Here is a 24,604-nt window from a genome sequence, read left to right as displayed (position 1 = left end):
GCCGCATCGGCCGCGCGAGCCCACCTCGCGGGCGACGGCGGTGCCGCGTACTGGGAGGAGATCCCCTGTTGACCAGTCAGTCGCACACCGAGCCGTCGTACGCGAGCGGGGCGGCGGATCGGCCGCTGCTCGGCCGTACCATCGGCGCCGACCTGGCCCGCACCATCGCCCGCTTCGGCGATCGCGAGGCGCTGGTCGAGGTGGCCGGCGACCGCCGCTGGACCTACGCGGAACTGGGCCGCGCGGTCGACGAGGTGGCGCTCGGGCTGCTCGCCAAGGGCGTCCGCAAGGGCGACCGGGTCGGCATCTGGGCGCCGAACTGCGCCGAGTGGGTCCTCGTGCAGTACGCCACCGCCCGGATCGGCGCGATCCTGGTCAACGTCAACCCCGCGTACCGGGTCCACGAGTTGGCGTACGTCCTGCAGCAGGCCGGGGTGACCGTGCTGGTCTCCGCCGTCGCCCACAAGACCAGCGACTACCGGCGGATGATCGAGCAGGTGCGGGCCGACTGCCCGGCGCTGCGCGACGTGGTCTACATCGGCGATCCGACCTGGGGCGGGCTGTTGGCCGCCGGCGCGGCCGTCCCGCACACCCGGCTCGCCGAGTGCGAGAAGACCCTGACCACCGACGACCCGGTCAACATCCAGTACACCTCGGGCACCACCGGCTTCCCCAAGGGCGCCACCCTCTCCCACCACAACATCCTCAACAACGGCTACTGGGTCGCCGAGACCCTCGGCTACACCGAGCACGACCGGGTGTGCCTGCCGGTGCCCTTCTACCACTGCTTCGGCATGGTGATGGGCAACCTCGGCATCACCTCGCACGGCGCCTGCATCGTCATCCCGGCGCCCGCCTTCGAGCCGGCCGCCACCCTGCGGGCCGTCCAGGACGAGCGCTGCACCTCGCTCTACGGGGTGCCCACCATGTTCATCGCGGAGCTGAACCTCCCGGACTTCGCCGACTACGACCTCGCGTCGCTCCGTACCGGCATCATGGCCGGCTCGCCCTGCCCGGAGGAGGTGATGAAGCGGGTGGTGTCCGAGATGCACATGGCCGAGGTGTCGATCTGCTACGGCATGACCGAGACCTCGCCGGTCTCCACCCAGACCCGCCGGGACGACGACCTCGAACACCGCACCGCGACGGTCGGCCGGGTGCTGCCGCACATCGAGGTCAAGGTCGTGGACCCGTCGAGCGGGGTGACGGTGCCCCGCGGCACCCCGGGCGAACTGTGCACCCGCGGCTACAGCGTGATGCTCGGCTACTGGGAGGACCCCGAGCGCACCGCCGAGGTCATCGACCGGGCCCGCTGGATGCACACCGGTGATCTGGCGGTGATGAACGACGACGGCTACGTCCGGATCGTCGGCCGCATCAAGGACATGATCATCAGGGGTGGGGAGAACGTCTACCCGCGGGAGATCGAGGAGTTCCTCTACTCCCACCCCAAGATCGCCGACGTCCAGGTCGTCGGCGTGCCGGACGTGAAGTACGGCGAGGAGATCGCCGCCTGCGTCATCCTCCGCGATCCCGCCGACACCCTCACCCGCGACGAGCTGGCCCGCTACTGCCGCTCCCGGCTCGCGCACTACAAGGTGCCGCGCTATCTGGAGATCACCGACGCCTTCCCGATGACCGTCAGCGGCAAGGTCCGCAAGATCGAACTCCGCGAGCGGCTCGCGGCGAGGTGGGGCACGGCGGCACCGGAAACGGCACGACCGGCACGACCGGCGCGACCGGCGCAACCGGCGTCGGGAAAAGCCGCCGAGCCGAGCCGGGAGGGCAGCCTGGGGCCGGTGTGAGGGACTGATCCGCCGTGCCGGGGCGGGGAGTTCGGGGCACGCCGCGGGGCCACCGGGCCGGCGCCCGGGTCCCCGCCCCGGCCGCGCCGCGTCCGCGCCTCGGCTTCGGCGGTGCGCACGGCCGCCGGGCCGGGCCGGCGTCGGCCCCGGCGCGCCCGGCCGATAGGGTCCTGGCCTGGCCCGTCCCCGTAGCGGAGGACGGGTGAAAGGCCGTCAACCAGGCCGAACAGCAAGGCCGTTAACCAGGCGGGACATCCCGCGGGATTCCGCCAAGAGGGGACATTCATGACCCGTATCGCACGTTGGGCGACCACTGCCGCCGCCGTGGCCGCCGCCCTGGGGAGCTTCGCCGCCCCCGCCTACGCCGACGTCATCCAGCCCGGCAGCCCGGACGGCCCCACCCGCGAGGTGCTCACCGCCGGCTGCGCGAGCGGCGAGGACGCGGCGACCGTGGCGCCGACCGTGGTCGACGCCGACAGTGCCGCGAGCTTCTACCGCTGCGACCCGGTCACCCACCGCGTGGCGACCCGGGACGGGCACGCGACCTGCGTCCCCGGCGGGCTCTTCGACTGGAGCCGGGGGCTGTGCGAACCGGCCGCCACGGTGCCCGAGATGGCGACCCGGCTGACCGCCGGCAAGGCCACTCTCTCCACCAAGCCGCTGAAGGTCGTCGGGCTGCACGCCACCCTGATGCGGGCCCGCGCCGCCGGCCCGCAGGACGCCGTCTGGAACGCCACCATCACCTTCAAGGACACCACCGGCAAGGTGCTGTGCGTGGCCAGGACGGACGTCGCCGGCCAGGCATCCTGTGACGCCGACCGGCCGCGCTCCGGCGCCGAGGTGCTCAGCGGCGGCTACACCGCCGAGTACGCCGGCAACGGTGCGGTGAACGGTGGTTACGACACCGTCGCCCCGGCCACCGCGCAGGGCGGCATCCGCGCCGTCCTGCCGCCCCGGGGCTGACCGCCCGCCCGGCGTGATGTCCCGCGGTCGCTCCTGACCGGCCGCTCGCGGTCCGGTCCCGGTGGGAGGTCCGACCGCGGGGCATCCGCCGGGTGTCCGGACCGGGTGCGGCAGGCCCGGCTACCGTCGCTCGCCCGGCCAGTCGAGCAGGAGCCGCCGGGCGCGCGGGAGCGAGGCGACGACCAGGTCGTAGGAGTCCTCGATCAGCTCCCGCACCATCCGGTCGGGGAGGTCACCGGTCAGTGAAACGGTGTTCCAGTGGCGCTTGTTGAGGTGGTAGCCGGGTACCACCTCGGGGTGCGCCGCGCGCAGCCGCCGGGCCAGCTCGGGGTCGCACTTGAGGCTGACCGTCAGCGGCGCCACGTCCAGCGACGTCAGCGCGAAGATCTTGCCGCCCACCTTGAACGTCGAGACCTCCGGGTGCCGGGGGAAGGGGTTCTCCTCGGTCGCGCCGTTGAATCCCAGGCAGACGGCGCGGAGGGCGTTCGCATCGATCACCGGCACATTATGGCCCGCACCACCGACAGTGCTGACGGGGCGTCATATCAGTCGTGCGCCGCCGCTTCCCGACGCATGCACACCCGGGGCCAGCGGTCCAGGCCCAACTCCGCCTCATGGGCACGGACCGCCCGCAGCCCCGGCGTCAACTCGGCCGCGGTGAGCGGGCGGAAGCCGAGCCGGCTGTAGTACGGGGCGTTCCACGGGACCTCGGCGAAGGTGGTCAGGGTCAGCGCGGGCAGCCCGCACTCCCGCTCGGCCCGGTCGATCAGCGATCGGCCGACCCCGCGACGGGCCCGCTCCGGGTGGACGGAGACCTGCTCGATGTGGGCGCAGCCGTCGATCCGGTCCCACAGGAGATAGCCGTGCGGCGGTTCGCCCGGCCGCCCGGTGTCGTAGGCGGCGAGTGCCCGTCCGGCCTGCTGATACTCCGTCAGCACGCCCAGTGGCGGTGGCTCGTCGTCCGCGATCGACGCCATGCCGAGCGCCCGGAACGGCTCTCCGGCGGCGCGCTCCAGGGCGCGCAGGGCGGGCAGGTCGGCGGGGTCCGGGACACGGATCGGCATATGCCCAGTGTCGCAGCCCGGGACGCCCGGGGCATGGGGGTACCTCCCATGCCCTCAAGGCAAGGGGGGAGGGTTCCCGGCGTCAGGTCGCGGGCGGCGGGCTCAGCCGGGTGGCCCGCCGCCGTTGCTGATCAGCTCGTCGGCCGCGTCGTTGACCGGCTGCGGGGTGCCGGTGAGGTCCATGACGAACAGCGGGACGTGCAGTTCGTCGGCGCGGGAGCGGGCGTCGCGGGCGTAGCCGGCCAGCGAGAAGGAGACCGGGACCGCGGAGTCGGTCAGGCCGTTGAGCCAGACGCACTCGATGTCGCGGAGAGCGGTGGCCCGGGTCGTCGGATCGACCTGGGCGACCACGCCGGTGCCGCGCAGGTCCACGCCGGCGGCGGTCCGCTCCTGGGCCCGGGCGACGTCGGAGAAGCCCAGCCACTTCAGATACTGCGCGGCGGCCGTGATGCAGTCCCGTGCCGTCCGGATCGTCACCGGGCGGAACACCGGCCGCTCCGGCGGCGGTCCGACGGCCGGCCGCGGCGCCGGCTGCGGGCGGGTGGCCGCGCCCGGGCCGGGCGGCTCCCCCGCGGGGCCGTCGGGCGCGGGCGGCGCGGCGGGCACCGGGGTGATGGGCACCCGGACCACCGTGCCGCAGGCGCACCCGCTCTCCGGCGCCGGCCAGGCGTCCTGCCGCCCGCAGACCTCGCACCGCACCTCCACCCAGGACGCCTCCCAGGTGCGGTGCAGTATCTCGATCGGCACGCCGCCGCGCAGCACCGGCAGGGTCAGCGGTGCGCCGCAGGCGCAGGGGAAGGTCGGCGGGGTGAAGGCGTTCTCGCGGCGGCACGTAGGGCACCGCACCGGCACGCTGTCGGCCATGTTCGGCTCCAGGCAGGTCGGGCAGGCGGTCGGTCGGCTCTGCTTGCCGTCCATGGTCTCGCCAAAAGCGCCCGTCCGGGGCGGGAATGCGCCGAGAGGCGGCGGCCGGGGCGCAGCAGGGGGCGCGGCGTCGGCCGCTCCGGTGGAGCCGGTGCCCGCACCGGGGAGTGCGGGGACGGCACAGGGCCCGGAATCCGTGACCGTACGAACTCCGGGCCCTGCGCGTGGTTTCCGTCCGACGGTGCGGGATCTGGGCGCGACGGGACATTCCCCCAGCTACCGCTGGGAGGTGTTCCCGCACCGTCGGACGGAGTCGGTGGAGAGGGGTGCTGCGAAGGGCAGCGGGGTGGGACAGCAGGCGGGCTCCGCGGCGGGGAGGCGGCCCACCCTCCTTGGCGGGTGAGCCTGCCACCGCACTGGAATCTCCCCGGACTCCGCGGAGCTCCGCGCTACTTCCCCGTACCGGCCGACCACCCCTCAACGGGCCGGCCGGTACGGGTGCGCAAGGTGTCCGACCTCCCGTCAGTCCTCGCGCAGCTCACGGACGCGCGCCTCGACGCGCTTGCCGTAGTCCTGGTCGGCGGCGTGGAAGTGCGCGAGGTTCTTCTCGATCACGTCGTCGCGGCTGACCTGGGAGAGACCGCCGGCGATGTTCTCCACCAGGCGCTTCTTCTCGTCCTCGGACATCAGCCGGTAGAGCTCACCGGCCTGGAAGAAGTCGTCGTCCTTGGCGTGCGCCGGGGCGGCGTGGGTGCCGACGTAGCCGGACACGGCCAGCGGCGCGGAGAGCGGCTGGTCGGTCTGGACCGGGCCGTCGTACGAGTTGGGCTCGTAGTTCTTGGCGTGGCGGCCGTAGGCGTTGGACGCCATGAGGCCGTCCCGGCCGTAGTTGTTGGCGGTGGTCGCCTTGGGGGCGTTGACCGCGAGCTGGGTGTGGTTGACGCCCAGGCGGTAGCGGTGCGCGTCGGCGTAGGCGAACAGCCGGCCCTGGAGCATCTTGTCCGGGGACGGGCCGATGCCGGGCACGAAGTTGTTCGGCGAGAACGCGGACTGCTCGACCTCGGCGAAGACGTTGTCGGGGTTGCGGTCCAGGACCATCCGGCCGACCCGCTGCAGCGGGTAGTCCGCGTGCGGCCACACCTTGGTCAGGTCGAACGGGTTGAAGCGGTAGTTGGCCGCCTCGGCCGCCGGCATGATCTGCACGTACAGGGTCCAGGAGGGGTACACGCCCCGCTCGATGGACTGCAGCAGGTCGGTCTGGTGGCTGTTGGCGTCCTTGCCGACGAGTTCGGCGCCCTGGTCGGCGGAGAGGCTGCGGACGCCCTGGTTCGTCTTGAAGTGGTACTTGACGAAGAACGCCTCACCCTCGGCGTTGGTCCACTGGTAGGTGTGGGAGCCGTAGCCGTTCATGTGGCGGTAGGAGGCCGGGATGCCGCGGTCGCCCATGAGCCAGGTGACCTGGTGGGTCGCCTCGGGGGCGTGCGCCCAGAAGTCCCAGACGTTGTTCGGCTCCTGCTTGCCGGTGAACGGGTCGCGCTTCTGCGAGTGGATGAAGTCCGGGAACTTGATCGGGTCCTTGATGAAGAACACCGGGGTGTTGTTGCCGACGAGGTCGTAGTTGCCCTCTTCGGTGTAGAACTTCACCGCGAAACCGCGCGGGTCCCGGACGGCGTCCGCGCCGCCGAGGCTGTCGGCCACGGTCGAGAAGCGGATGAACAGCTCGGTCCGCTTGCCGACGGTGTCGAGGAAGTCGGCCCGCGTGAAGCCGGTGACGTCGTCGGTCACCTCGAAGTAGCCGTACGCACCGGAGCCGCGGGCGTGCACGACGCGCTCCGGGATGCGCTCGCGGTTGAAGCGCGCGAGCTTCTCCAGCAGGTGCTGGTCCTGGAGAATGATCGGGCCGCCGACGCCGGCGGTCGAAGAGTTCTGGTTGTCGGCGACGGGGGCGCCAGCCTCCGTAGTGAGAACGCGCGCCGTCGGCGTGGGCTTCGACATGGTGACCTTCCGTACGAGAGCGCGGAAGTTGGCTTCCGCATGTCGGAGCGTAGAAAGCGCTCCGACCAAACGTCAACAGTTTGTTGAAACAATCTGTGGTGCTCAGGGGTGGGTATTCCGGGCGGTGGCCGCGCCTGGGCGCGACAGGACAGGTGTCAGCGCGACCACCGCCCGGAAGCTTGATGTCGCGGGCCCGGGAAGCCCCCTCCGCGACGGGCTTCAGGTCCCGTACGCGCGGATGTGCACCGGTTCCGCGGGCAGACCGTCGTACGCGTCCGCCGCACGCTCGGCCCGGACCTCCACCAGGACCGGCCGCCGGGTGGAGACGGCCTCCTTGCGGGCCCACTCGACCGCCGACCGCAGGTCCGCCGGATCGAGCACGTCACGGCCCGCGCAGCCGTACGCCTCGGCGAGCTTCACCGGGTCCGTGAACGGGTCGGCGTCCTCGGCGCCGCCGAGCAGCACCACCACGAACGGCACTTCGTACTGCGCCGCCGCGGCCAACTCCCCGGCCGTCAGCGGGAAGCCGCGACCGTCGACGACCACCACGACCTCCGCCGCCCGCTCGCCCCGGGAGTCCAGTGCCTTCCGGACCCCGATCGCGGTCGGCACCTCCCACCCCGGCGGACCGGTCCGCCGCGGCACCCGGTGCCGTCGCGCGGTGCCCGGACGGGAGGCGCTCGCCTCCGGCAGCCCGCTGACGACATAGGTGTCCGTCAACGACCCGGCGCCGAGGAGCTCGGCCAGCTCCGAGAGAGCCCAGTGGGCCCCGGTGCCCGCCGGGTCCGCGGGCGCGGACAGGGGGAGTACCGCCCCCGGCGCCGGTGACCGGACGCCGTCCACCAGTGCCGGTCCGGCGCCGGGAGCGGAAGGGGCGACCGGCCCCGGGCCGCACACGATCTCCAACCCGGCCAGATCGGCCGGAATGTCGATCAGTACGGGTCCGGGTCGGCCTTCCCGCGCGATCCGGAACGCCTCACGGAAAGCGCCCGGGATCCGCGCGGGGTCCTCGATCCGCTCGGCACGCTTGGCGACCGCACCGGCCAGCCGGACCAGGTCCGGTGGCCGGTACCCCGCGTGCCGCAGCGGTATGGCGGGGGCGGTCGGCGCGGACGCCTCCCGGCCGGTGACGCACACCAGTGGTACGGCGTCCTGCCGGGCCGCGTAGAGCCCGCTGAGCAGCCGGACCGCCCCGGGCCCGGCGGCCACCGCGACCACGCCGGCCTTCCCGGTCGTCCTGGCCCAGCCGTCGGCCATGTGCGCGGCGCCCTCGGCGTGGCCCGCGGACAGATGGGCGATGCCGCCGGTCCGCTCCATCGCCGCGTACAGCGGCAGCAGCGCGGCGCCGGGGCAGCCGAAGACGGTGTCGACGCCCTCGTCCTTCATGATCTCAACGGCCGCCTGGACGGCGGGAACGCGACGTGCCCCCATGATCCGGGTTCAGTCCTTGAGGTCGTATCCGGAGAGGCGTTCGACGCCGCGGAGGAGGGCGGAGTGGTCCAGGCCGCCGTCGCCCTGGGCGCGCAGGGAGGCCACGAGGGAGGCGACGACGGAGCCGACGGGCAGGGCGGCGCCGACGGTGCGGGCGGCGTCGGTGACGATGCCCATGTCCTTGTGGTGCAGGTCGATGCGGAAGCCGGGCTTGAAGTCGCGGTTGATGAAGTTGCCGGTCTTGCGCGCCAGGACGGTCGAGCCGGCCAGTCCGCCGCCCAGGACGTCGAGGGCGGCGGGCAGGTCGACGCCGGACTTCTCCAGGAAGACCACGGCTTCGGCGCAGGCTTGGATGTTGACGGCGACGATGAGCTGGTTGGCGGCCTTGACGGTCTGGCCGGAGCCGTGCGGGCCGCACAGCACGATGGTCTTGCCCAGGGCTTCCAGGATCGGCTTGGCGGTGTCGAAGTCGGCCTGCTGGCCACCGACCATGATCGACAGGACGGCCTCGATGGCGCCGGCCTCGCCGCCGGAGACGGGGGCGTCCAGGACCCGGATGCCCTTCTCGGCGGCGTTCTTGGCCAGGTCGATGGAGGTCTGCGGGGTGATCGAGGACATGTCGATCAGCAGCGCGCCGGACCTGGCGTTCTCCAGGATGCCGTCGGGGCCGTAGGCGATGGCCTCGACGTGCGGGGAGGCCGGCACCATCGTGATGATGACGTCGGCGTCGGCGACGGCCGATGCGATGTCGGTGGCGGCGGTACCGCCGGCCGCGGCCAGGCGCTCCAGCTTGTCGGCTTCCAGGGTGTAACCGGTCACCGCGTAGCCGGCCTTGATCAGATTCTCGGCCATGGGCGAACCCATGATGCCCAGCCCGATCCAGGCGATCGCCGGGCGGGTCGGGTGGGGGGAGTCGGCCAGGTTGCTCATCGAAAAGCCTCTTTCACACGCAACGTAAAGGGGGAGGGGGACGCCAGACAGCGACCGGCGGCAGGCGGCAGGCGGCAGGCGGCAGGCGACGCGGGTGCCGCGGTCAGTGGGCGGCGCGCAGCGGGGCCGGGAGCCAGGCGAAGGACTGGGCGCTCGGGCCGTCGCCCGGCTTGTACTCCAGGCCGACGTAGCCGTCGTAGCCGGCCTTCTTCAGGCGGCCGAGCAACTCCTCCAGCGGGAGCGAACCGGTGCCGGGCGCGCCGCGGCCGGGGTTGTCGGCGATCTGCACGTGTGCGGTCTTGGGCGTGTAGCGGTCGATGACCTCGTCGAGGTCCTCGCCGTTCATGGACAGGTGGTACAGGTCCATCAAGAACCGTGCGTTGTCCAGCCCGGTGGCGGCGTTGACCGCGTCGACCACCTCGATCGCCTTGGGCGCCGAGACGATCGGACACGCCGGCGACTCCGGCGCGTTGAGCGCCTCGATCAGCAGCGTGCCGTCCACCTCGCCCACCGCCCGCGCCGCGAAGGCCAGGTTCTCCAGAGCCAGAGCATCCTGCTCGGCCGCGGTGGCGCCCTCGACGCGGTTGCCGTACAGGGCGTTGAAGGTGGTGCAGCCCAGCGACGCGGCGAACGCGATCGCCACCGGCACGTTCGCCCGGAACTTCTCCGACTCCACCCCCGGAACCGACAGCGCCCCACGATCCGGACCCGGCAACCGCCCGGCGTAGAAGTTCAGACCCGTCAGCTGCGTCCCGGCATCACGCAGCGCATCGCCCAGCGCGTCCAGCTCGGACCGCTCCGGGGTCGGGGCGTCCACCCACGGCCACCACAGCTCCACCGCGGTGAAGCCCGCCGCCCGCGCGGCCGCCGGCCGCTCCCCCAACGGAAGCTCGGTGAACAGGATCGACAGATTGACGTTGAAGCGCGTGTCCGTGAAACCCATAAGGCCCGGCGCTCCTTCCGGATAGCGGAACTTACTTTCTGCGTAATGGAACACTGCCGGGCGGGCGGGGAGGCTGTCAAGGGGGGCCGGGAGCAATTTCTGGTCGGCGGGGCGAAGCGCGCGTAGGTTGAACCGCGTGCGATTGAGAGTTGAGTTCACGACGGAGCCGTTCGACCTGGACGAGGCGCCGGCCCATGCCGTGGTGGCGCGGGAGATCGTCACCGGTGCCGAGCTGGACGCCGTCGACGTCGGCCCCTTCGGCAACACCGCCGAGGGTGACGCCGACCGGGTGCTGGACGCGGTCGGCGCCCTGCTGCGGCAGTCCCTGGAGGCGGGCGCGACCCGGGTCTCCCTCCAGGTCAATGTGATCGCCGACGACCGGCAGGGCGGCGCGGATGACACAGCAGCGCGAAGCGCTTCCGCTCAGGGTGGCGGCGCGGCGGACGACGAGGGGGACGCGACGTGACCGAGCCCGCCGACCACGCCTTCGTCCGGGCGGTCAAACCGCTGGTGGATGCCATGGGCGGCCAGATGGTCGCGCCCGATCAGGCCAGCGGCGACGACGTCGTGCTGGCCTGGGAGGGGCAGGACCGGGTGGCCGTCCGGCTTCCGCACCTGTCGGAGTCGCTCGACCACATCCTCGCCGAGCTGGAGCGCCGGCACGGCATGCCGCTCTCCGATCTGGACCGCAGGACCAAGCAGTCGGTGGTGCGGATATTGGAGAGCCGGGGTGCTTTTTCGGTCCGGCACGGGGTCGAGACGGTCGCCGGCGCCCTCGGCGTCAGCCGATTCACCGTGTACAACTACCTGAACCGGGAAAGCGCCGCGAAGGACGCCGACTGAGGCGAAGCGGGCGTAATTCCCCGTCCTGCGGCCGAAGCCGCCACTCGGAGACCCCGGGTGGCGGCTTTTGTGTTGCCGATTTTTCAACAAAGTGTTGACGTGATGTTGCCAGGGGTCTTAGCTGTTTCCAGCCAACCAGAGCTGTCCAGCACCAGGCCACGGAGGCTTCCCGTGTCTTCGACCACGCCCCAAGGGCTCACCCGGTTCAACACCGCCGATGCCGGTGAGGCTCAGGCCGCGCTGCACGAGGTGTGCGCCAGCCGGGCCTGGGGGAGCAAGGTTCTCGCCCAGCGCCCCTACGCCACCGCCGACGCCCTGTTCGCCGCCAGTGACGCCGCGATGGCGGAGCTGAGCGCGGACGACCTGGCCGAGGCGATGGCCGGGCACCCGCCCATCGGGCGGCCCAAGCCGGGCGACCCCACCTCGAACCGCGAGCAGAGCGGGATGGCCGGCGCCTCCGACGACCTCAAGGCGGAGATGCTCGAACTGAACCTGGCCTACCAGGAGAAGTTCGGGCACGTTTTCCTGATCTGTGCCTCCGGCCGCACCGGGGAGCAGATGCGCGACGCGGTCCGTAACCGGATCGACAACTCGCCGGAACAGGAACGCGAGATCGTCCGTGGGGAGCTCGGCAAGATCAACCGCATCCGCCTGAACCGCATCGCAGAAGGAGATCCATCATGAGCAGCGAGTCGGCTGCACCGACGTCGGTGTCCACGCACATCTTGGACACCAGCGTGGGCCGTCCCGCGGAGGGCGTCGCCCTCACGCTCTCGGTGCGCTCCGGCAGCGGGGGTGCGTGGACCGTCCACGGCGCCGGGAGGACCGACGTCGACGGGCGTTGCAAGAACCTGCCGGCACCGCCGGAGGGCACCACCCACGTACGCATCGACTTCGAGACCGAGGCGTACTTCTCTTCACGTCAGCACAGCGCCAACCAGCAAGCCGAGGAACAGCAGGACGCCCCCGCGCTACGGGACAGCGGAGCCTTCTTCCCGGAGGTGGCAATCACCTTTGCCGTCAAGCCGGGCGAGCACTACCACGTACCGCTGCTGCTCAACCCGTTCGGCTACTCCGTATACCGAGGGAGCTAGCACCGACATGCCCACGATTCTCGGCCAGAACCAGTACGGCAAAGCGGAGAACCGCGTTGTCAAGATCACCCGCGACGGCGACACCCACCACATCAAGGACCTCAACGTCTCGGTAGCCCTCTCCGGCGACCTGGAAGAGGTCCACCTCTCCGGCTCCAACGCCAACTGCCTGCCCACCGACACGACCAAGAACACCGTGTACGCCTTCGCCAAGGAGTACGGGATCGAGTCGGCCGAGCAGTTCGGCATCCACCTGGCCCGGCACTTCGTCTCCAGCCAGGAGCCGATCAAGCGGGCCCGGATCCGGATCGAGGAGTACGCCTGGGAGCGCATCGAGACCTCGGACGGCAACTCGCGCTTCATCGGCGCGGACGAGGTCAAGCACTCGTTCGTCCGCAAGGGCCAGGAGGTCCGCCTGACCGAGATCACCTACGACGGTGAGAACTGGCAGGTCATCTCCGGCCTGAAGGATCTGATCGTGATGAACTCCACCAACTCGGAGTTCTGGGGGTACATCAAGGACCAGTACACGACGCTGAAGGAGGCGTACGACCGCATCCTGGCCACGCAGGTCGCCAGCCGCTGGCGCTTCAACTGGACGTCCGACGAGCAGCGGATGCCCAACTGGGAGCGTTCGTACGAGCAGGTCAAGAAGCACATGCTGCAGGCTTTCGCGGAGACCTACAGCCTCTCGCTCCAGCAGACCCTGTACCAGATGGGGTCGCGCATCATCAACAACAGGTCCGAGGTGGACGAGATCCGCTTCTCGCTCCCGAACAAGCACCACTTCCTCGTGGACCTGGAGCCCTTCGGGCTCAAGAACGATACTGCCGAGGGGGCCGTCTACTACGCGGCGGACCGCCCGTACGGCCTGATCGAAGCCACTGTTCTGCGCGACGGTGTCGAAGCCCGGATCCCGATGGATCTGACGAACCTCTAGCGGCTCGACGCAACGCCGTGCCTCGCGTCCCCTCCCTACCCCGCAGCGGGGAGGGGACGCGATTTCCGAGGGGATCGACCCATGGCACAGCAAGAGCAAGCCCCGCACCACCCAGCCCCACCGGTTCACCCGGTGGATGAGAAGCCGGCCGTCAGACGGCTCGTCCCCGCCGCCCTCCAGCACATCGCGGCGATGTACGCCGGCGTCGTCACCCCTCCGCTCATCATCGGCCAGGCCGTCGGTCTGGACACCGCGGGCCGGACCCGGCTGATCGCCGCCAGCCTGCTCATCGCCGGCCTGGCGACCCTGCTGCAGACGCTCGGCATCCGCACCTTCGCCGGCAACCGCCTCCCGTTCGTCAACGCGGCCAGCTCCGCCGGCATCACCCCGATGCTCGCCATCGCCGAGACCACCGCCAAGGGCCACCAACTCCCCGCCATCTACGGGGCAGTTATGTGTGCCGGGGTGTTCTGCCTGGCGGTCGGCCCGTTCTTCGGGAAACTCCTGCGCTTCTTCCCGCCGCTGGTCACCGGCGTCGTGATCACCCTCATCGGGGTCACGTTGATGCCCGTACCGGTCGGCTGGGCACAGGGCGGCGACAAGGGCGCCGCCGACTTCGGCTCGATGAAGAACCTCGCGCTGGCCGGCTTCACCCTCCTCGTGGTGCTGCTCGTCCAGCGCTTCACCAAGGGCTTCGTCAAGCAGATCGCGCTGCTGATCGGACTGGTCGTCGGCACCCTGGCCGCGATCCCGTTCGGGATGGCCGGCTTCGACGGGCTGCGCTCGGCCCCGATCGCCGCGCTGCCCGCGCCCTTCGCCTTCGGCCCGCCGGAGTTCCAGCCCGCCGCCGTCCTCTCCCTGTGCATCGTGATGCTGGTGCTGATGACGGAGTCGTCGGCCGGGATGCTCGCCCTCGGCGAGATCTGCGACCGGCGGACCACCGGCACCACCATCACCCGCGGCCTGCGCACCGATGGCATCGCGACCCTTCTCGGCCCGATCTTCGGCGGCTTCCCGACCAGCGCCTTCGCGCAGAACGTCGGCGTCGTCTCGCTGACCCGGGTCCGCAGCCGCTATGTCGTCGCGCTGGCCGGCGCGGTGCTGCTGGTCCTCGGCGCCTTCCCCGTCCTGGGCGCCGTGGTCTCGCTGGTGCCGATGCCGGTCCTCGGCGGCGCGGGTATCGTCCTGTTCGGATCGATCGCGGTCAGTGGCATCCGCACGCTCTCCGAAGCCGGACTCGATGACAGCTCCAACATCATCCTGGTGGCCGTGTCGCTCGGCGCGGGAATCATCCCGCTCGCCGCGCCGACCTTCTACGCCGGGTTCCCCGCCTGGGCACAGACCGTGCTCGGCTCCGGGATCAGCGCCGGAGCCCTGGTCGCGGTCGCGCTCAACCTGTTCTTCCACCATCTCGGCACCCGGGGCACGACACGGGCAGCGGTACTGTCAGCCGCCTCGCCCGGCTCCGGCACTCAAATCCCCTAGGGCCATGCCGTGCCCAACCGCCACTGAAAGAACGAGGAAAGCACCATGGCACCAGCACCGGCATCCCCTGACAGCGCGGTGAAGCAGCGCATCGTCATCGAGAACTGTGCCATCGCGACCGTCGACGCCGACGACACCGAGTACGCCAGCGGCCACCTCGTCGTCGCCGACAACGTCATCGAGTCCATCGGCGCGGGCAAGGCGCCCGAGGGCCTGGCGAACGTCGTCCGCCGCATCGACGCCACCGGTCACCTGGTCACCCCGGGCCTGATCAACACCCATCACCACTTCTACCAGTGGATCACCCGTGGCCTGGCCACCGACCACAACCTCTTCAACTGGCTGGTCGCGCTCTACCCGACCTGGGCCCGGATCGACGCGCAGATGCTCACCGCGGCCACCCACGGCTCGCTCGGCATGATGGTCAAGGGCGGCGTCACCACCGCCTCCGACCACCACTACGTCTTCCCGCAGGGCTCCGGGGACCTGGTGGGCGCCGAGCTGGCCGCGGTCGCCGACATCGGCGCCCGGATCACCCTGGCCCGCGGCTCGATGGACCGCAGCGAGAAGGACGGCGGCCTGCCCCCGGACTTCGCCGTCGAGACCACCGAGGGCGCCCTGATCGGCACCGAGGAGGCCATCGACAAGCACCACGACGCCTCGTTCGGCTCGATGGTGCACATCGCGGCGGCCCCCTGCTCTCCGTTCTCCATCTCCACCGAACTCCTCCGGGAGGGCGCCGCGCTCGCCCGCCGCAAGGGCGTGCGGATGCACACCCACGGCTCGGAGACGGTGGAGGAGGAGAAGTTCTGCCACGAGCTGTTCGGCATGGGCCCGACCGACTACTTCGAGTCCACCGGCTGGCTCGGCGAGGACGTGTGGATGGCGCACTGCGTCCACATGAACGACTCCGACATCGCCGCCTTCGCCCGCACCAAGACCGGTGTGGCGCACTGCCCGTCGTCCAACGCCCGCCTGGCCGCCGGCATCGCCCGCGTACCGGACATGCTGGCCGCCGGCGTTCCGGTCGGCCTCGGCGTCGACGGCACCGCCTCCAACGAGTCCGGCGAACTCCACACCGAGCTGCGCAACGCGCTGCTCATCAACCGCCTCGGCGCCCACCGCGAAGCCGCCCTCAACGCCCGCAAGGCGCTGCGGCTCGGTACCTACGGCGGCGCCCAGGTCCTCGGTCGGACCAGCGAGATCGGCTCCCTGGAGCCGGGCAAGCTCGCCGACCTGGTCCTGTGGAAGCTCGACGGGCTGGGCCACTCCTCGATCGCCGACCCGGTGACCGCCCTGGTCTTCGGGGCGGCCGCCCCGGTCACGCTGTCGCTGGTCGACGGCAAGCCGGTGGTCGAGGACAACCACCTCACCAACGTCGACGAGGACGCCATCGCCCGCTCCACGCGGGCCGAGGCCCAGCGTCTGGCCCGTATCGCGGCCGAGGGCTGATCCCCCCGGACGCGACACCCCCGAAGACTCGGCCGGGAGGGACGGCTCCCGGCTGAGCTTGCGGACCCGAGCGGGGTCCGCAAGCGCCGTCACCCGGGGGTGCGGATTCCCCGCACCCCCGGGCCGGTCGCCCCCACACCAGCCGCCCATGCGCCACAAGCGCGGCCTTCGTACGCTCACCAGCGCGACTTCGGCACCCCGCACCACATGGCACGCCCTCCGTGACAGGCTCGCACCGCCGGCTTCCGGCGGAGCAGAAATCGACAGGAGGCCCGCAGTGGCCGCACCTACCGGGCAGAAGTCGGAGGTGGACCGGAAGCATCCGGTCGACGAAACCCTCCCGCCCTTCAAAATGTTCACCAGCGGCCTACAGCACGTAGCCGCCATGTACGCGGGCGTGGTGGCCCCGCCGATGATCGTGGGACCCGCCTGCGGGCTCAGCCCCACCGAGACCGCTTTCCTGATGGGGGCCAGCCTCTTCACCGCGGGCATCGCCACCCTGCTCCAGACCCTGGGCTTCTGGAAGGTCGGAGCCAAGCTCCCCTTCGTCAACGGCGTCTCGTTCGCCGGTGTCACCCCCATGGTCGCCATCGCCAAGGAGCACAGCCCGCACGACGCGCTGCCGATCATCTTCGGCGCGGTCATCGTCGCCGGCGTTCTCGGCTTCCTGCTCGCGCCCTACTTCTCCAAACTCGTCCGCTTCTTCCCTCCAGTGGTCACCGGCACCGTCATCACCCTGATCGGTGTCTCGCTGCTCCCGGTGGCCTTCCGTTGGTCCCAGGGCGGCAACGAACAGGCCGCGAACTACGGCTCGTTGACGAACATCGGGATGGCCGCGGCCACCTTCCTGATCGTGCTGGTGCTGCGCCGGGTGCTGCGCGGCTTCCTCCAGCAGATCGCCATCCTGCTCGGCCTGGTCGCCGGCACGCTGGTCGCGATCCCGGTCGGCATCACCGACTTCTCGGCGCTGACCAAGGCGAGTCCGATCGGCTTCCCGACGCCGTTCCACTTCGGCGCCCCGCAGTTCGACGTGGCGGCCATCATCTCGATGTGCATCGTCATGCTGGTCTGCATGACCGAGTCCACCGCCGACATGCTCGCGCTCGGCAAGATCGTGGGCCGGCCGGCGGACGAGCGCACCATCGAGGGCGGCCTGCGCGCCGACACCCTGGGCACCGCCGTCAGCCCGCTGTTCAACGGCTTCGCCAACAGCGCCTTCGCCCAGAACATCGGCCTGGTCGCGATGACCAAGGTCCGCAGCCGCTTCGTCGTGGCCACCAGCGGGGCGATCCTGGTCGTGCTCGGGCTGTGCCCGGTCGCCGCCTCGATCATCTCCCTCGTCCCGCTGCCGGTCCTCGGCGGCGCCGGCATCGTCCTCTTCGGGTCGGTCGCCGCCAGCGGCGTCCAGACGCTGGCCACCGCCGCCATGGAGAAGGGCGAGAACTCGCTGATCGTCGCCGCCGCCCTCGGCATCGGCCTGATCCCGATCGCGGCGCCGGAGTTCTACCACAACTTCCCCAAGGACCTCCTGGTCGTCCTGGACTCCGGCATCAGCACCGGCTGCCTGGTCGCCATCGTCCTCAACCTCGCCTTCAACCACTTCGGCTCGAAGGCCCCGTCCGCCCCGGCCGACCTGCACGCCCCCGACCCGCACGCCGCTGATCCGCACGCCTCGGCCGGCGCCCCGGAGGTGCCCCGGCAGCCCGACCGCGGCCGCATGGACGACGGCGAGACCGCCACCTCGCCCACCCACTGAGGCCCGCCCCCTTCGCAACGGCCCGTACGGAAACGGCAACCGCCGCCTCCCTACGGGCCGTTGGGCTTCCCCTGGGGCTCAGCCGATGTGGTAGCTGTCCCCGTAGACCTTCCAGTCCAGCGGAGTGTGCAGGTCCAGGTTCCCCCGCTCCAGGAACACCCGCTGCTCGGTGTCCACCCGGCTGGTGTCGCTGTGCGCCTCCTCCTGCTTCATCGCCCAGACCCGGGCGTCGAGGAAGGCGCCCAGGTAGGTCTTCTCGTCGCCGCCCCGGGCCGGCGGCCGGGCCTTCGCCAGCGCCCGCTTGCGGATGTTGGAGAAGCTGGTCTTCTCGTCGCCGTCGCCGTGCATCACGATCGCGTCGTAGTACGCGAACTGCCCCAGCACGCCGAGCCCGTCGGCCTTACCCTGCTCGACCGCCGGGTTGAAGTACACCCGGTCCCGCTCGTCGTCCTGCGCCTTCCGGAAGACCGGGTCCTGGGCGGCCTTCCGCCAGTCCTTCGGGTAGTTCGGGTCCAGACCCTCGTGCGAGTCGCTGCCGTCCACCTTGCGCAGCGCCGGCAGGTACGGGGCCAGGACGTTGTCGGGCTTGCGCTTGGTGTAGAGCTCGACCAGCTCCAGCATGTCGTGGGTGCCGGAGGTGAAGCCGATGATGCCGCCGGTGTAGCCGCGGCCGTCACCGATGTCCTCGATGTACGTGTACTGGGCCTTCCAGTCCAGCGAGGAGTTCTCCGCGCTGGACACCAGCTGCATGGCGATCTCCTTCTTCGCCGGGTCGTCCAGCCCGACGGCGGCCCGCGCGGTGCGGGGTGTCGCGTGGGCCGGGACCGCCGCCCGGCCGGTCGGCGCGGCGGTGGTGGCGACCGCGGTCGCGGGGACGGCGAGCAGTGCCAGGCCGAGCGTGACGCGGGTGGCGGTTCTGGCTATCGATCGGGAGCGCATGGAGTCCTCCTGTCCGGAGTGTGCCGTGGGGGGTTCCCCAATCGTTAGGAAGCTTTCCTACCAGACTCCGGAGGTGTCGCATAGCCGTCGCGCACCCCAACGTGCCGCCCACCGCGCCCAGTTGGTCGAGCACCCCACCTCCGGTCCGGGCCCCGACGACCGCCGCGTTCCGCCGCCGACCGCCCCGTCAGCCGGCGTGCCCGCCCGTCGCGCCGCCCCGCACTTCGCCCCGCGCTCCGCCCTCCGGGCCGGCCAACAACCCGCCCACCAGCGCCCGCATCTCCTCCGCGGGGTCGAACGCGCCATCGGGGAAGGCGAGTTGGCGCATCACCACCCCTTCCAGGTGGTCCACCAGGATCCGCCCGTGCCGCTCCGGCACCCCGGAGCCCAGTCGGCGCACCCACTCGGTGCTCCGCTCCAGCACCGCCTGCCGCCCCCGCCCGAGCGGCGCCCGCAGCCCGGGGCGCACCGCGGACTCCAGCAGCAGCGCCCATCGGGCGGCCGTACGCGCCCGTCCGGGTCCCGCGGCGTGCCGGGCGAAGGCGGTCATCGCCGCGGCCAGTTCGCCGGGGCCGGCCGGCGCCGGCCCCGCCGTCAGCGCCTCCCACTCCCGCCGCTCCAGCGTCAGCAGATGCTCGGCGATGCCGTCGACCAGCGCGGCCCGGTTGCGGAAGTAGTTGGACGTGGTCCCCGTCGGCACCCCCGCGGCCCGGTCCACGGCCTGGTACGTCAGCCGCCGGGCCCCCTCGACCCCCAGTACCTCGACCGCCGCGTCCAGCACCTGGTCCCGCCGCCGCGCCAACGTTCCACCCACCCTTACAACTCCGTTACTACGCCCATAGTAGTGCGATTCCCTCGGGTGCCATGGCGGCTGACGCGGCGTCGACGTCACGGTCACGGGTGCCGGCGGTATGCCCGATATGCTGCATTGTGCACGAAAGTGACAGGCATTCAACGCGTGCGTTCGCGCAGTCGGGCGCCGCAGAGAGGGGGCCCGCGGTGCCCCACGGAGCCCACGCGTCAGGGGCCGCCCCGGCGCTGGAAACCACCGTCGACGGCCTGATGGACGACCTCTGCGCCGACCTCGAACGGCTCGCCGCCATCCCCTCCATCGCCTTCCCCGGCTTCTCGCCCGAACCCGTCCTCCAGGCCCGCGACCTCGTCGTCGAACTGCTCAGGGGCGCAGGCGTCACCGACATCGGCGAACTGAACCTCCCCTACACCGCCCCCGTCGTCACCGCCACCGTCCCCCCGCCCACCCCGGACGCCCCCACCGTCCTCCTCTACGCGCACTACGACGTCCAGCCGGCGGCCGACGAACACCTCTGGGATTCCCCGCCGTTCGAGCCCACCCGCATCGAGGGCGGCATCCGCGCCCGCGGCATCGCCGACGACAAGGTCAATCTGATGGTCCACCTCGGCGCCCTCCGGGCGTGGCGCGGACGGCCACCGGTCGGCATCAAGATCGTCTTCGAGGGGCAGGAGGAGTACGGCAGCGCCTTCGACGGCTACCCGCCCACCGACCCCACGGCGTTCGCCTGCGACGCGATGATCATCGCCGACACCGGGAACATCCGCCCCGGCACCCCCACCCTCACCACCGCCCTCCGCGGCAGCGTCGACGTCTTCGTGGACGTCCGCACGCTCGATTCCGCCGTCCACAGCGGCCAGTACGGCGGCGCCGCCCCGGACGCCCTGCTCGTCCTCGTCAAGGCGCTGGCCACCCTCCACGACCTGCACGGCGACGTCGCCGTGGAGGGCCTGCGGCGCGAACCGTGGCACGGCACGGCCCTTGCGGAGGACGACTTCCGCGCACTGGCCGGCGTGCCCGACGGCACCCCGCTGCTCGGTTCCGGCGGGCTCGGCGAGCGGCTCTGGAGCGGCCCCGCGCTCACCGTCGTCGGCCTGGACGCGCCCTCCGCGGACCGCGGCGCCGCCGCCGTCGTCCCGCACGCCCGCGCCAAGCTCAACCTCCGCGTCCACCCCCGGCAGGACCCCCAGGAGGCCCAGGACGCCCTCGTCCGCCACCTGCGGCGGCTGCGCCCGTTCGGCATCCCGCTCACCGTCACCCCCGGCGACACCGGCCCCGGCTACGAGGCCGGCACCGACGGCCCCGCCTACCGCGCCGCTCGCACCGCGCTGCGCCGCGCCTGGGGCGCCGAGCCCGTCGACGCGGCGGCCGGCGGATCGGTCCCTCTGGTCAACGGCCTGGCCACGGCGGTGCCGCAGGCCGAGATCCTGCTCTTCGGCGCCGCGGACAGCCTCTGCCGCATGCACGCCCCCAACGAACGGATGCTGCGCTCCGAATTCCGCGGGGCGCTGCTCGCCGAAGCCCTCTTCTTCGCCGAGTATGCCGCCGCGCACCGCCCCGGGGGCGCGGCGTGACGTCCAAGGCGCAGGAGCGGCGCCGCTTCACCTTCCCCAGCGCCCTCACCGTCCTCGTCCTCGTCACGATCGTCATCTGGGCGCTGGCCTTCGTGCTGCCCTCCGGCACCTACGCCCGCAACGCCGCCGGCCGCCCCCTCCAGGGCTCCTACCACCGCATCCCGTCCGGCCGGACCTTCCCCGAGCGGCTCGGCGACCTCTTCCTCTCCCCGGTCAACGGCCTCTACGGCATCAAGGACGCCCGCACCGGCCTGGTGGGCCCGGACCTCACCGGCGAGTTGTACGGCAGCGCCGGGGTCTTCCTCTTCGTCCTCGCCATCGGCGCCTTCATCACCGTCGTCTTCGCCACCGGCGCCCTGGACCGCGGCATCGGCCGCCTCGCCCACCGGCTCCGCGACCGCGGCGCGCTCCTCATCGCCGGCGTCATGGCGGTCTTCTCCCTCCTCGGCACCGTCGAGGGCTTCGCCGAGGAGACCCTGGGCTTCTACGGACTGATCGTCCCCCTGATGCTCGCGCTCGGCTTCGACCGCCTGGTGGCCACCGGCGCGATCATCCTCGGCGCCGGCATCGGCGTCCTGTGCTCCACCGTCAACCCGTTCGCCACCGGCGTCGCCTCCTCGGCGGCCGAGATCTCCCTCGGCGACGGCATCGGGCTCCGCGTCGCGATGTGGCTGGTGCTGACCGCCACCACCATCGCCTACGTCATCCGCTACGCACGCCGGGTGCGCGCCGACCCCGACCGCTCGCTCTGCGGCTTCCTCCCCGGCGACCGCGAGCACGCCCAGACCGCCCCGGACGTCCCCGAGCCGCCCCCGCTCACCACCCTCCACAAGACGGTCCTGGTCGCCGTCGCCCTGCTCTTCGCCTTCATGATCTTCTCGGTGATCCCGTGGTCCGGCGCCCTCACCGGCCGCGCCGACGCACCCCCCTACGCCTGGGAACTCGACTGGTCCTTCCCGCAGTTGGCGGCGATGTTCCTGGTCGGTGCGGTACTGGTCGGCCTGCTGGCGAGGATGGGTGAACAGCGGCTGTCCGCGACCTTCGTCCAGGGCGCCGCCGACTTCATCTCGCCCGCCCTGGTCATCGTCCTCGCCCGCGGTGTCACGGTCATCATGAACAACGCCAGGGTCACCGACACCGTGCTGCACTCCATCGAGGGCGTGGTCTCCGGCACCCCCGCGGCGCTCTTCGGCGTCATCGTCTTCATCGTCAACCTCCCCCTGGCCTTCCTGATCCCCTCCACCTCGGGGCACGCCACGCTCGCCATGCCGATCCTCGCCCCGCTCGCCGACTTCGCCGGCGTCACCCGCCCGGTCGTCGTCACCGCCTGGCAGGCCGCCAGCGGCTGGATGAACCTCTGGGTCCCCACCACCGCCGTCATCATGGGCGGCGTCTCCCTCGCCAAGGTCGGCTACGACACCTACCTCCGCTTCGCCGCCCCCCTCCTCGCCCTCCTCTTCCTCCTGATCTGCACCTTCGTGGCATTGGGGGCGGCGGTGACGTGAGAACTCCGCGGACCCGACCCTGACCCATCGGACAGGCCCTAGAGTTGGCCCGTGGCCGAAGAGACGTGGAACAGCGTGGCGGGGGACGCACAGGTGGGGAGCCTGGTGCAGGCCGGACACATCGAGGTGGTGCACGTGCACGAGCCGTCGGGCCGGCCGCCACGGGCCCCCTGTCAGTTACCGCCGGAGATCCAGCACTTCGAGAACCGGGAGGGCGAACAGGCGCGCGCCTTCCAGGCCACCGAGGACTGGTTCGGGGGCGGCTCCGACCCGGCGCGTCCGTTGATCATCAGCATCAGCGGACTGACGGGTGTGGGGAAGACGACCCTCGGCTTCCGGCTCGCCCGACGACTCCAGGAGAGCTGCCCGGACGGCGTGCTCTACGCGGACCTCGACGAGGGGCGGCGCGAGGGGACCACGGACATCGCCGACGTGCTGCGACAGATGCTGCGGGCGCTCGGGGTTCCCCAGGACGAGGTCGAGCGCCCGCTCTCCGCACGCCACCGGCACTATCTGGACGAAACCCGGCACCGACGGCTCGTCGTCGTCCTCGACAACGTGCGGCGCTTCGAGGGGGAGGCCGAACTGCTGATGCCCGCCTCGGCCGGCAGCGCCGTCGTGCTCGTCGGCCCGCGGACACCCGCCGACCTCGACCCGGGCGTGGCGGTCGAGCTGCCACTGCGTCCGCTCACCGAAGAGCACGCGGTGCAACTCCTGCTGCGCGTCGCCGGCGATCCGGAACCGGCCGCGGACCGGGAAGCCGCCGCCGAACTGGCCCGGTTGTGTGCCGGCCTGCCCGCCGCACTGCGCGTCGCGGGCCGGTGGGTGCGCAGGCACCGGCGGCGCGGTTGGGCGCGGCTGCTCGCCGACCTGACCATCGAACTTCAGGAGAACGGGGTGCCGGAGACGGAGCCGGTGTGGAACGCGACGTACCACGACCTCGGCGCCCCGGCCCGTACGCTCTACCGTCTGCTTGCCGCCGAACCCGGGCCGGTGATCGGCCCGCAGGCCGCGGTCGCCCTCCTGGGCGCGGGGGCGGAAGTCGCCGAGGAGGCGCTGGAGGAACTGGAGGACGCCGGCCTGCTGGACCTCGTCCCGGATCTGGACGACGACCACGACCCCGACGACGACCCGGCCGTCCGGCTGCGGATGCACGCCCTCGTGCGCGCCCATGCCCTCCGCCGCGCGGCCTCCGACGCGGCGGGCGGCGAAACGGCCGGCGGGCGGCGGCGGAACATCCGCTGGCACCTGCGCCAGGCACAACGCGCCGACGAACTGGGGGCCGGGAAGCGGATGACCCTCGCCGCACGGGTATCGGCACTGCCGGGTACCCCGGACGTCGACTTCCGCGGCAAGTCGGCGGCCCTGCGCTGGCTGCACACCGAGCGGCGGGTGCTGCACGCATGCGTGCGCGTCGCCTACGAGGCCGGCCTCGACGCCGAGTCCTGGGCGCTGTGCGAACCGCTGTGGACGCATCAGCTCGACCATCCCGGCAGCGCCGACGACATCGACTCCTTCAGCATCGGGCGGGACGCCGCCCTGCGCGCCGAGGACCTGCCGGCGGCCATCCGGATGCGCTGCCAGCTCGCCCGGCCGCTGTGGGAGAGCGAACGGTTCGCCGAGGCCGGACGGGAGTTGGACGCCGCGGTGAGCGCGGCAGCGCTGCTCGGCAGCGGCCACCGGGACCGCAAGCTCTATGCCTCCGCCCTCGAATTCCGCGGCCGGCTCCAGGCCGAACAGGGCGCTTGGGCCGCCGCGGTACCGGACTACGAACACTCCCTGCGCCTGCACCAGCAGATCGAGAACCCCTACGGCGAGATGCTGCTGACGTATCTGCTCGGCCAGGCGAGCGCGGGCCTGGACGAACTCGACCGGGCCGCCGAGGATTTGGGGCGCGCCCATGCGATGGCGCGGGAGCTGGAGCGCGAGCGCATGACCGCACGCACCGGATTCGCGCTGGGTCGGGTGCTGCTGCGACTGGGTCGGCCCGCGGAGGCCCACCGGCTGTACGAGGCCGCCCTCGACGGGGCCCGGCGGCGCAGGTCCACCTCCGAGCAGGTGCGCGTGCTGGAGGCGCTCGCCGAACTGTACGGAGCGGAGGGGGACCCGGACGCCGCCGAACAGTGCCTGGCTGCGGCCCGGGCCCTCCGCTCCCGGCCCCAGGGCCTGTCCGATGAGTCAGGGTCGGACAGGCCCTAGGACGCTTCTGA

Annotated in this window: 21 protein-coding genes and 1 pseudogene; 13 read left to right on the top strand and 9 right to left on the bottom strand. The window is 71.8% G+C overall.

Annotation, left to right across the window (positions count from 1 at the left end; translation table 11 throughout):
- The first annotated feature begins 68 nt into the window (after nt 1–68).
- Nucleotides 69–1,805 (top strand): AMP-binding protein, encoded by a 1,737-nt coding sequence (locus SNOUR_RS10570; RefSeq protein ID WP_067345977.1) that lies wholly within the window; start codon nt 69–71, stop codon nt 1,803–1,805.
- A 285-nt stretch (nt 1,806–2,090) separates the two neighbouring features.
- Nucleotides 2,091–2,768 (top strand): hypothetical protein, encoded by a 678-nt coding sequence (locus SNOUR_RS10565; RefSeq protein ID WP_067345976.1) that lies wholly within the window; start codon nt 2,091–2,093, stop codon nt 2,766–2,768.
- A gap of 120 nt (nt 2,769–2,888) precedes the next feature.
- Here SNOUR_RS10565 and SNOUR_RS10560 read toward each other — a convergent pair whose 3' ends face one another.
- From SNOUR_RS10560 to SNOUR_RS10530, 7 genes are all read right to left on the bottom strand, one after another.
- Nucleotides 2,889–3,266, bottom strand: a complete 378-nt coding sequence (locus SNOUR_RS10560; protein ID WP_067345974.1) for an MmcQ/YjbR family DNA-binding protein — start codon at nt 3,264–3,266, stop codon at nt 2,889–2,891.
- Between the two features lie 47 nt (nt 3,267–3,313).
- The gene (locus SNOUR_RS10555; RefSeq protein WP_067345972.1) at nt 3,314–3,832 is read right to left on the bottom strand and encodes a GNAT family N-acetyltransferase; all 519 of its coding nucleotides are present in this window, start codon (nt 3,830–3,832) and stop codon (nt 3,314–3,316) included.
- Nucleotides 3,833–3,934: 102 nt separating this feature from the next.
- Nucleotides 3,935–4,696 (bottom strand): hypothetical protein, encoded by a 762-nt coding sequence (locus SNOUR_RS10550; protein WP_067358073.1) that lies wholly within the window; start codon nt 4,694–4,696, stop codon nt 3,935–3,937.
- Between the two features lie 522 nt (nt 4,697–5,218).
- The gene (locus SNOUR_RS10545; RefSeq protein ID WP_067345971.1) at nt 5,219–6,691 is read right to left on the bottom strand and encodes a catalase; all 1,473 of its coding nucleotides are present in this window, start codon (nt 6,689–6,691) and stop codon (nt 5,219–5,221) included.
- Between the two features lie 219 nt (nt 6,692–6,910).
- The gene (locus tag SNOUR_RS10540) at nt 6,911–8,122 is read right to left on the bottom strand and encodes a thiamine pyrophosphate-binding protein (protein WP_079142492.1); all 1,212 of its coding nucleotides are present in this window, start codon (nt 8,120–8,122) and stop codon (nt 6,911–6,913) included.
- A 9-nt stretch (nt 8,123–8,131) separates the two neighbouring features.
- Nucleotides 8,132–9,052 (bottom strand): 2-hydroxy-3-oxopropionate reductase, encoded by a 921-nt coding sequence (locus tag SNOUR_RS10535; protein ID WP_067344219.1) that lies wholly within the window; start codon nt 9,050–9,052, stop codon nt 8,132–8,134.
- Between the two features lie 103 nt (nt 9,053–9,155).
- The gene (locus SNOUR_RS10530; protein ID WP_067345969.1) at nt 9,156–9,995 is read right to left on the bottom strand and encodes a TIM barrel protein; all 840 of its coding nucleotides are present in this window, start codon (nt 9,993–9,995) and stop codon (nt 9,156–9,158) included.
- A 136-nt stretch (nt 9,996–10,131) separates the two neighbouring features.
- Here SNOUR_RS10530 and SNOUR_RS10525 point away from each other — a divergent pair.
- From SNOUR_RS10525 to SNOUR_RS10490, 8 genes and pseudogenes are all read left to right on the top strand, one after another.
- Nucleotides 10,132–10,392: pseudogene (locus SNOUR_RS10525) on the top strand (thiamine-binding protein); the annotation flags it as partial.
- A gap of 65 nt (nt 10,393–10,457) precedes the next feature.
- A complete protein-coding gene (locus SNOUR_RS10520) occupies nt 10,458–10,838 on the top strand; it encodes a helix-turn-helix domain-containing protein (protein WP_067345967.1) in 381 nt (126 codons plus the stop codon).
- A gap of 171 nt (nt 10,839–11,009) precedes the next feature.
- Nucleotides 11,010–11,522, top strand: a complete 513-nt coding sequence (gene uraD / locus SNOUR_RS10515) for a 2-oxo-4-hydroxy-4-carboxy-5-ureidoimidazoline decarboxylase (protein WP_067345966.1) — start codon at nt 11,010–11,012, stop codon at nt 11,520–11,522.
- Nucleotides 11,519–11,932, top strand: coding sequence for a hydroxyisourate hydrolase (gene uraH, locus SNOUR_RS10510; RefSeq protein ID WP_067345964.1), 414 nt, complete (start codon nt 11,519–11,521; stop codon nt 11,930–11,932). Before uraD ends, uraH begins: the two co-directional genes overlap by 4 nt.
- A 7-nt stretch (nt 11,933–11,939) precedes the next feature.
- Nucleotides 11,940–12,872, top strand: coding sequence for a factor-independent urate hydroxylase (gene pucL / locus SNOUR_RS10505; RefSeq protein ID WP_039631643.1), 933 nt, complete (start codon nt 11,940–11,942; stop codon nt 12,870–12,872).
- A gap of 81 nt (nt 12,873–12,953) precedes the next feature.
- Complete coding sequence (locus SNOUR_RS10500) at nt 12,954–14,357, top strand: nucleobase:cation symporter-2 family protein (protein ID WP_067345963.1); 1,404 nt, start codon at nt 12,954–12,956, stop codon at nt 14,355–14,357.
- Nucleotides 14,358–14,402: 45 nt separating this feature from the next.
- Nucleotides 14,403–15,809, top strand: a complete 1,407-nt coding sequence (locus tag SNOUR_RS10495; RefSeq protein ID WP_067345961.1) for an 8-oxoguanine deaminase — start codon at nt 14,403–14,405, stop codon at nt 15,807–15,809.
- Between the two features lie 277 nt (nt 15,810–16,086).
- On the top strand, nt 16,087–17,565 hold the full coding sequence (locus SNOUR_RS10490) for a nucleobase:cation symporter-2 family protein (protein WP_099055678.1): 1,479 nt from the start codon (nt 16,087–16,089) through the stop codon (nt 17,563–17,565).
- Nucleotides 17,566–17,643: 78 nt separating this feature from the next.
- On the opposite strand, the gene SNOUR_RS10485 is transcribed toward SNOUR_RS10490, so the two are convergent.
- Together SNOUR_RS10485 and SNOUR_RS10480 are read right to left on the bottom strand one after the other, a co-directional pair.
- A complete protein-coding gene (locus SNOUR_RS10485) occupies nt 17,644–18,504 on the bottom strand; it encodes a chitosanase (protein ID WP_067345959.1) in 861 nt (286 codons plus the stop codon).
- A gap of 187 nt (nt 18,505–18,691) precedes the next feature.
- Nucleotides 18,692–19,318 carry a TetR/AcrR family transcriptional regulator gene (locus tag SNOUR_RS10480; protein ID WP_312632436.1) on the bottom strand — a complete coding sequence of 209 codons (627 nt, stop codon included), beginning with the start codon at nt 19,316–19,318 and terminating at the stop codon, nt 18,692–18,694.
- 185 nt (nt 19,319–19,503) lie between these two features.
- Between SNOUR_RS10480 and SNOUR_RS10475 the strand changes: the two genes are divergently transcribed.
- Genes SNOUR_RS10475 through SNOUR_RS10465 form a run of 3 tightly spaced genes read left to right on the top strand, consistent with a single transcriptional unit; the run spans nt 19,504 to nt 24,593 of the window.
- A complete protein-coding gene (locus SNOUR_RS10475; RefSeq protein WP_312632434.1) occupies nt 19,504–20,889 on the top strand; it encodes a M20/M25/M40 family metallo-hydrolase in 1,386 nt (461 codons plus the stop codon).
- Nucleotides 20,886–22,394, top strand: coding sequence for a YfcC family protein (locus tag SNOUR_RS10470; RefSeq protein ID WP_067345956.1), 1,509 nt, complete (start codon nt 20,886–20,888; stop codon nt 22,392–22,394). Before SNOUR_RS10475 ends, SNOUR_RS10470 begins: the two co-directional genes overlap by 4 nt.
- 51 nt (nt 22,395–22,445) lie before the next feature.
- A complete protein-coding gene (locus tag SNOUR_RS10465) occupies nt 22,446–24,593 on the top strand; it encodes an AAA family ATPase (protein WP_079142488.1) in 2,148 nt (715 codons plus the stop codon).
- The last annotated feature ends 11 nt before the right edge of the window (nt 24,594–24,604 follow it).

It is taken from the genome of Streptomyces noursei ATCC 11455 (assembly GCF_001704275.1).
Classification (GTDB): Bacteria; Actinomycetota; Actinomycetes; order Streptomycetales; family Streptomycetaceae; genus Streptomyces; species Streptomyces noursei.
The sequence above is the reverse complement of the archived record's forward strand: the minus strand, read 5'-3'. Positions and strand labels throughout refer to the sequence as shown.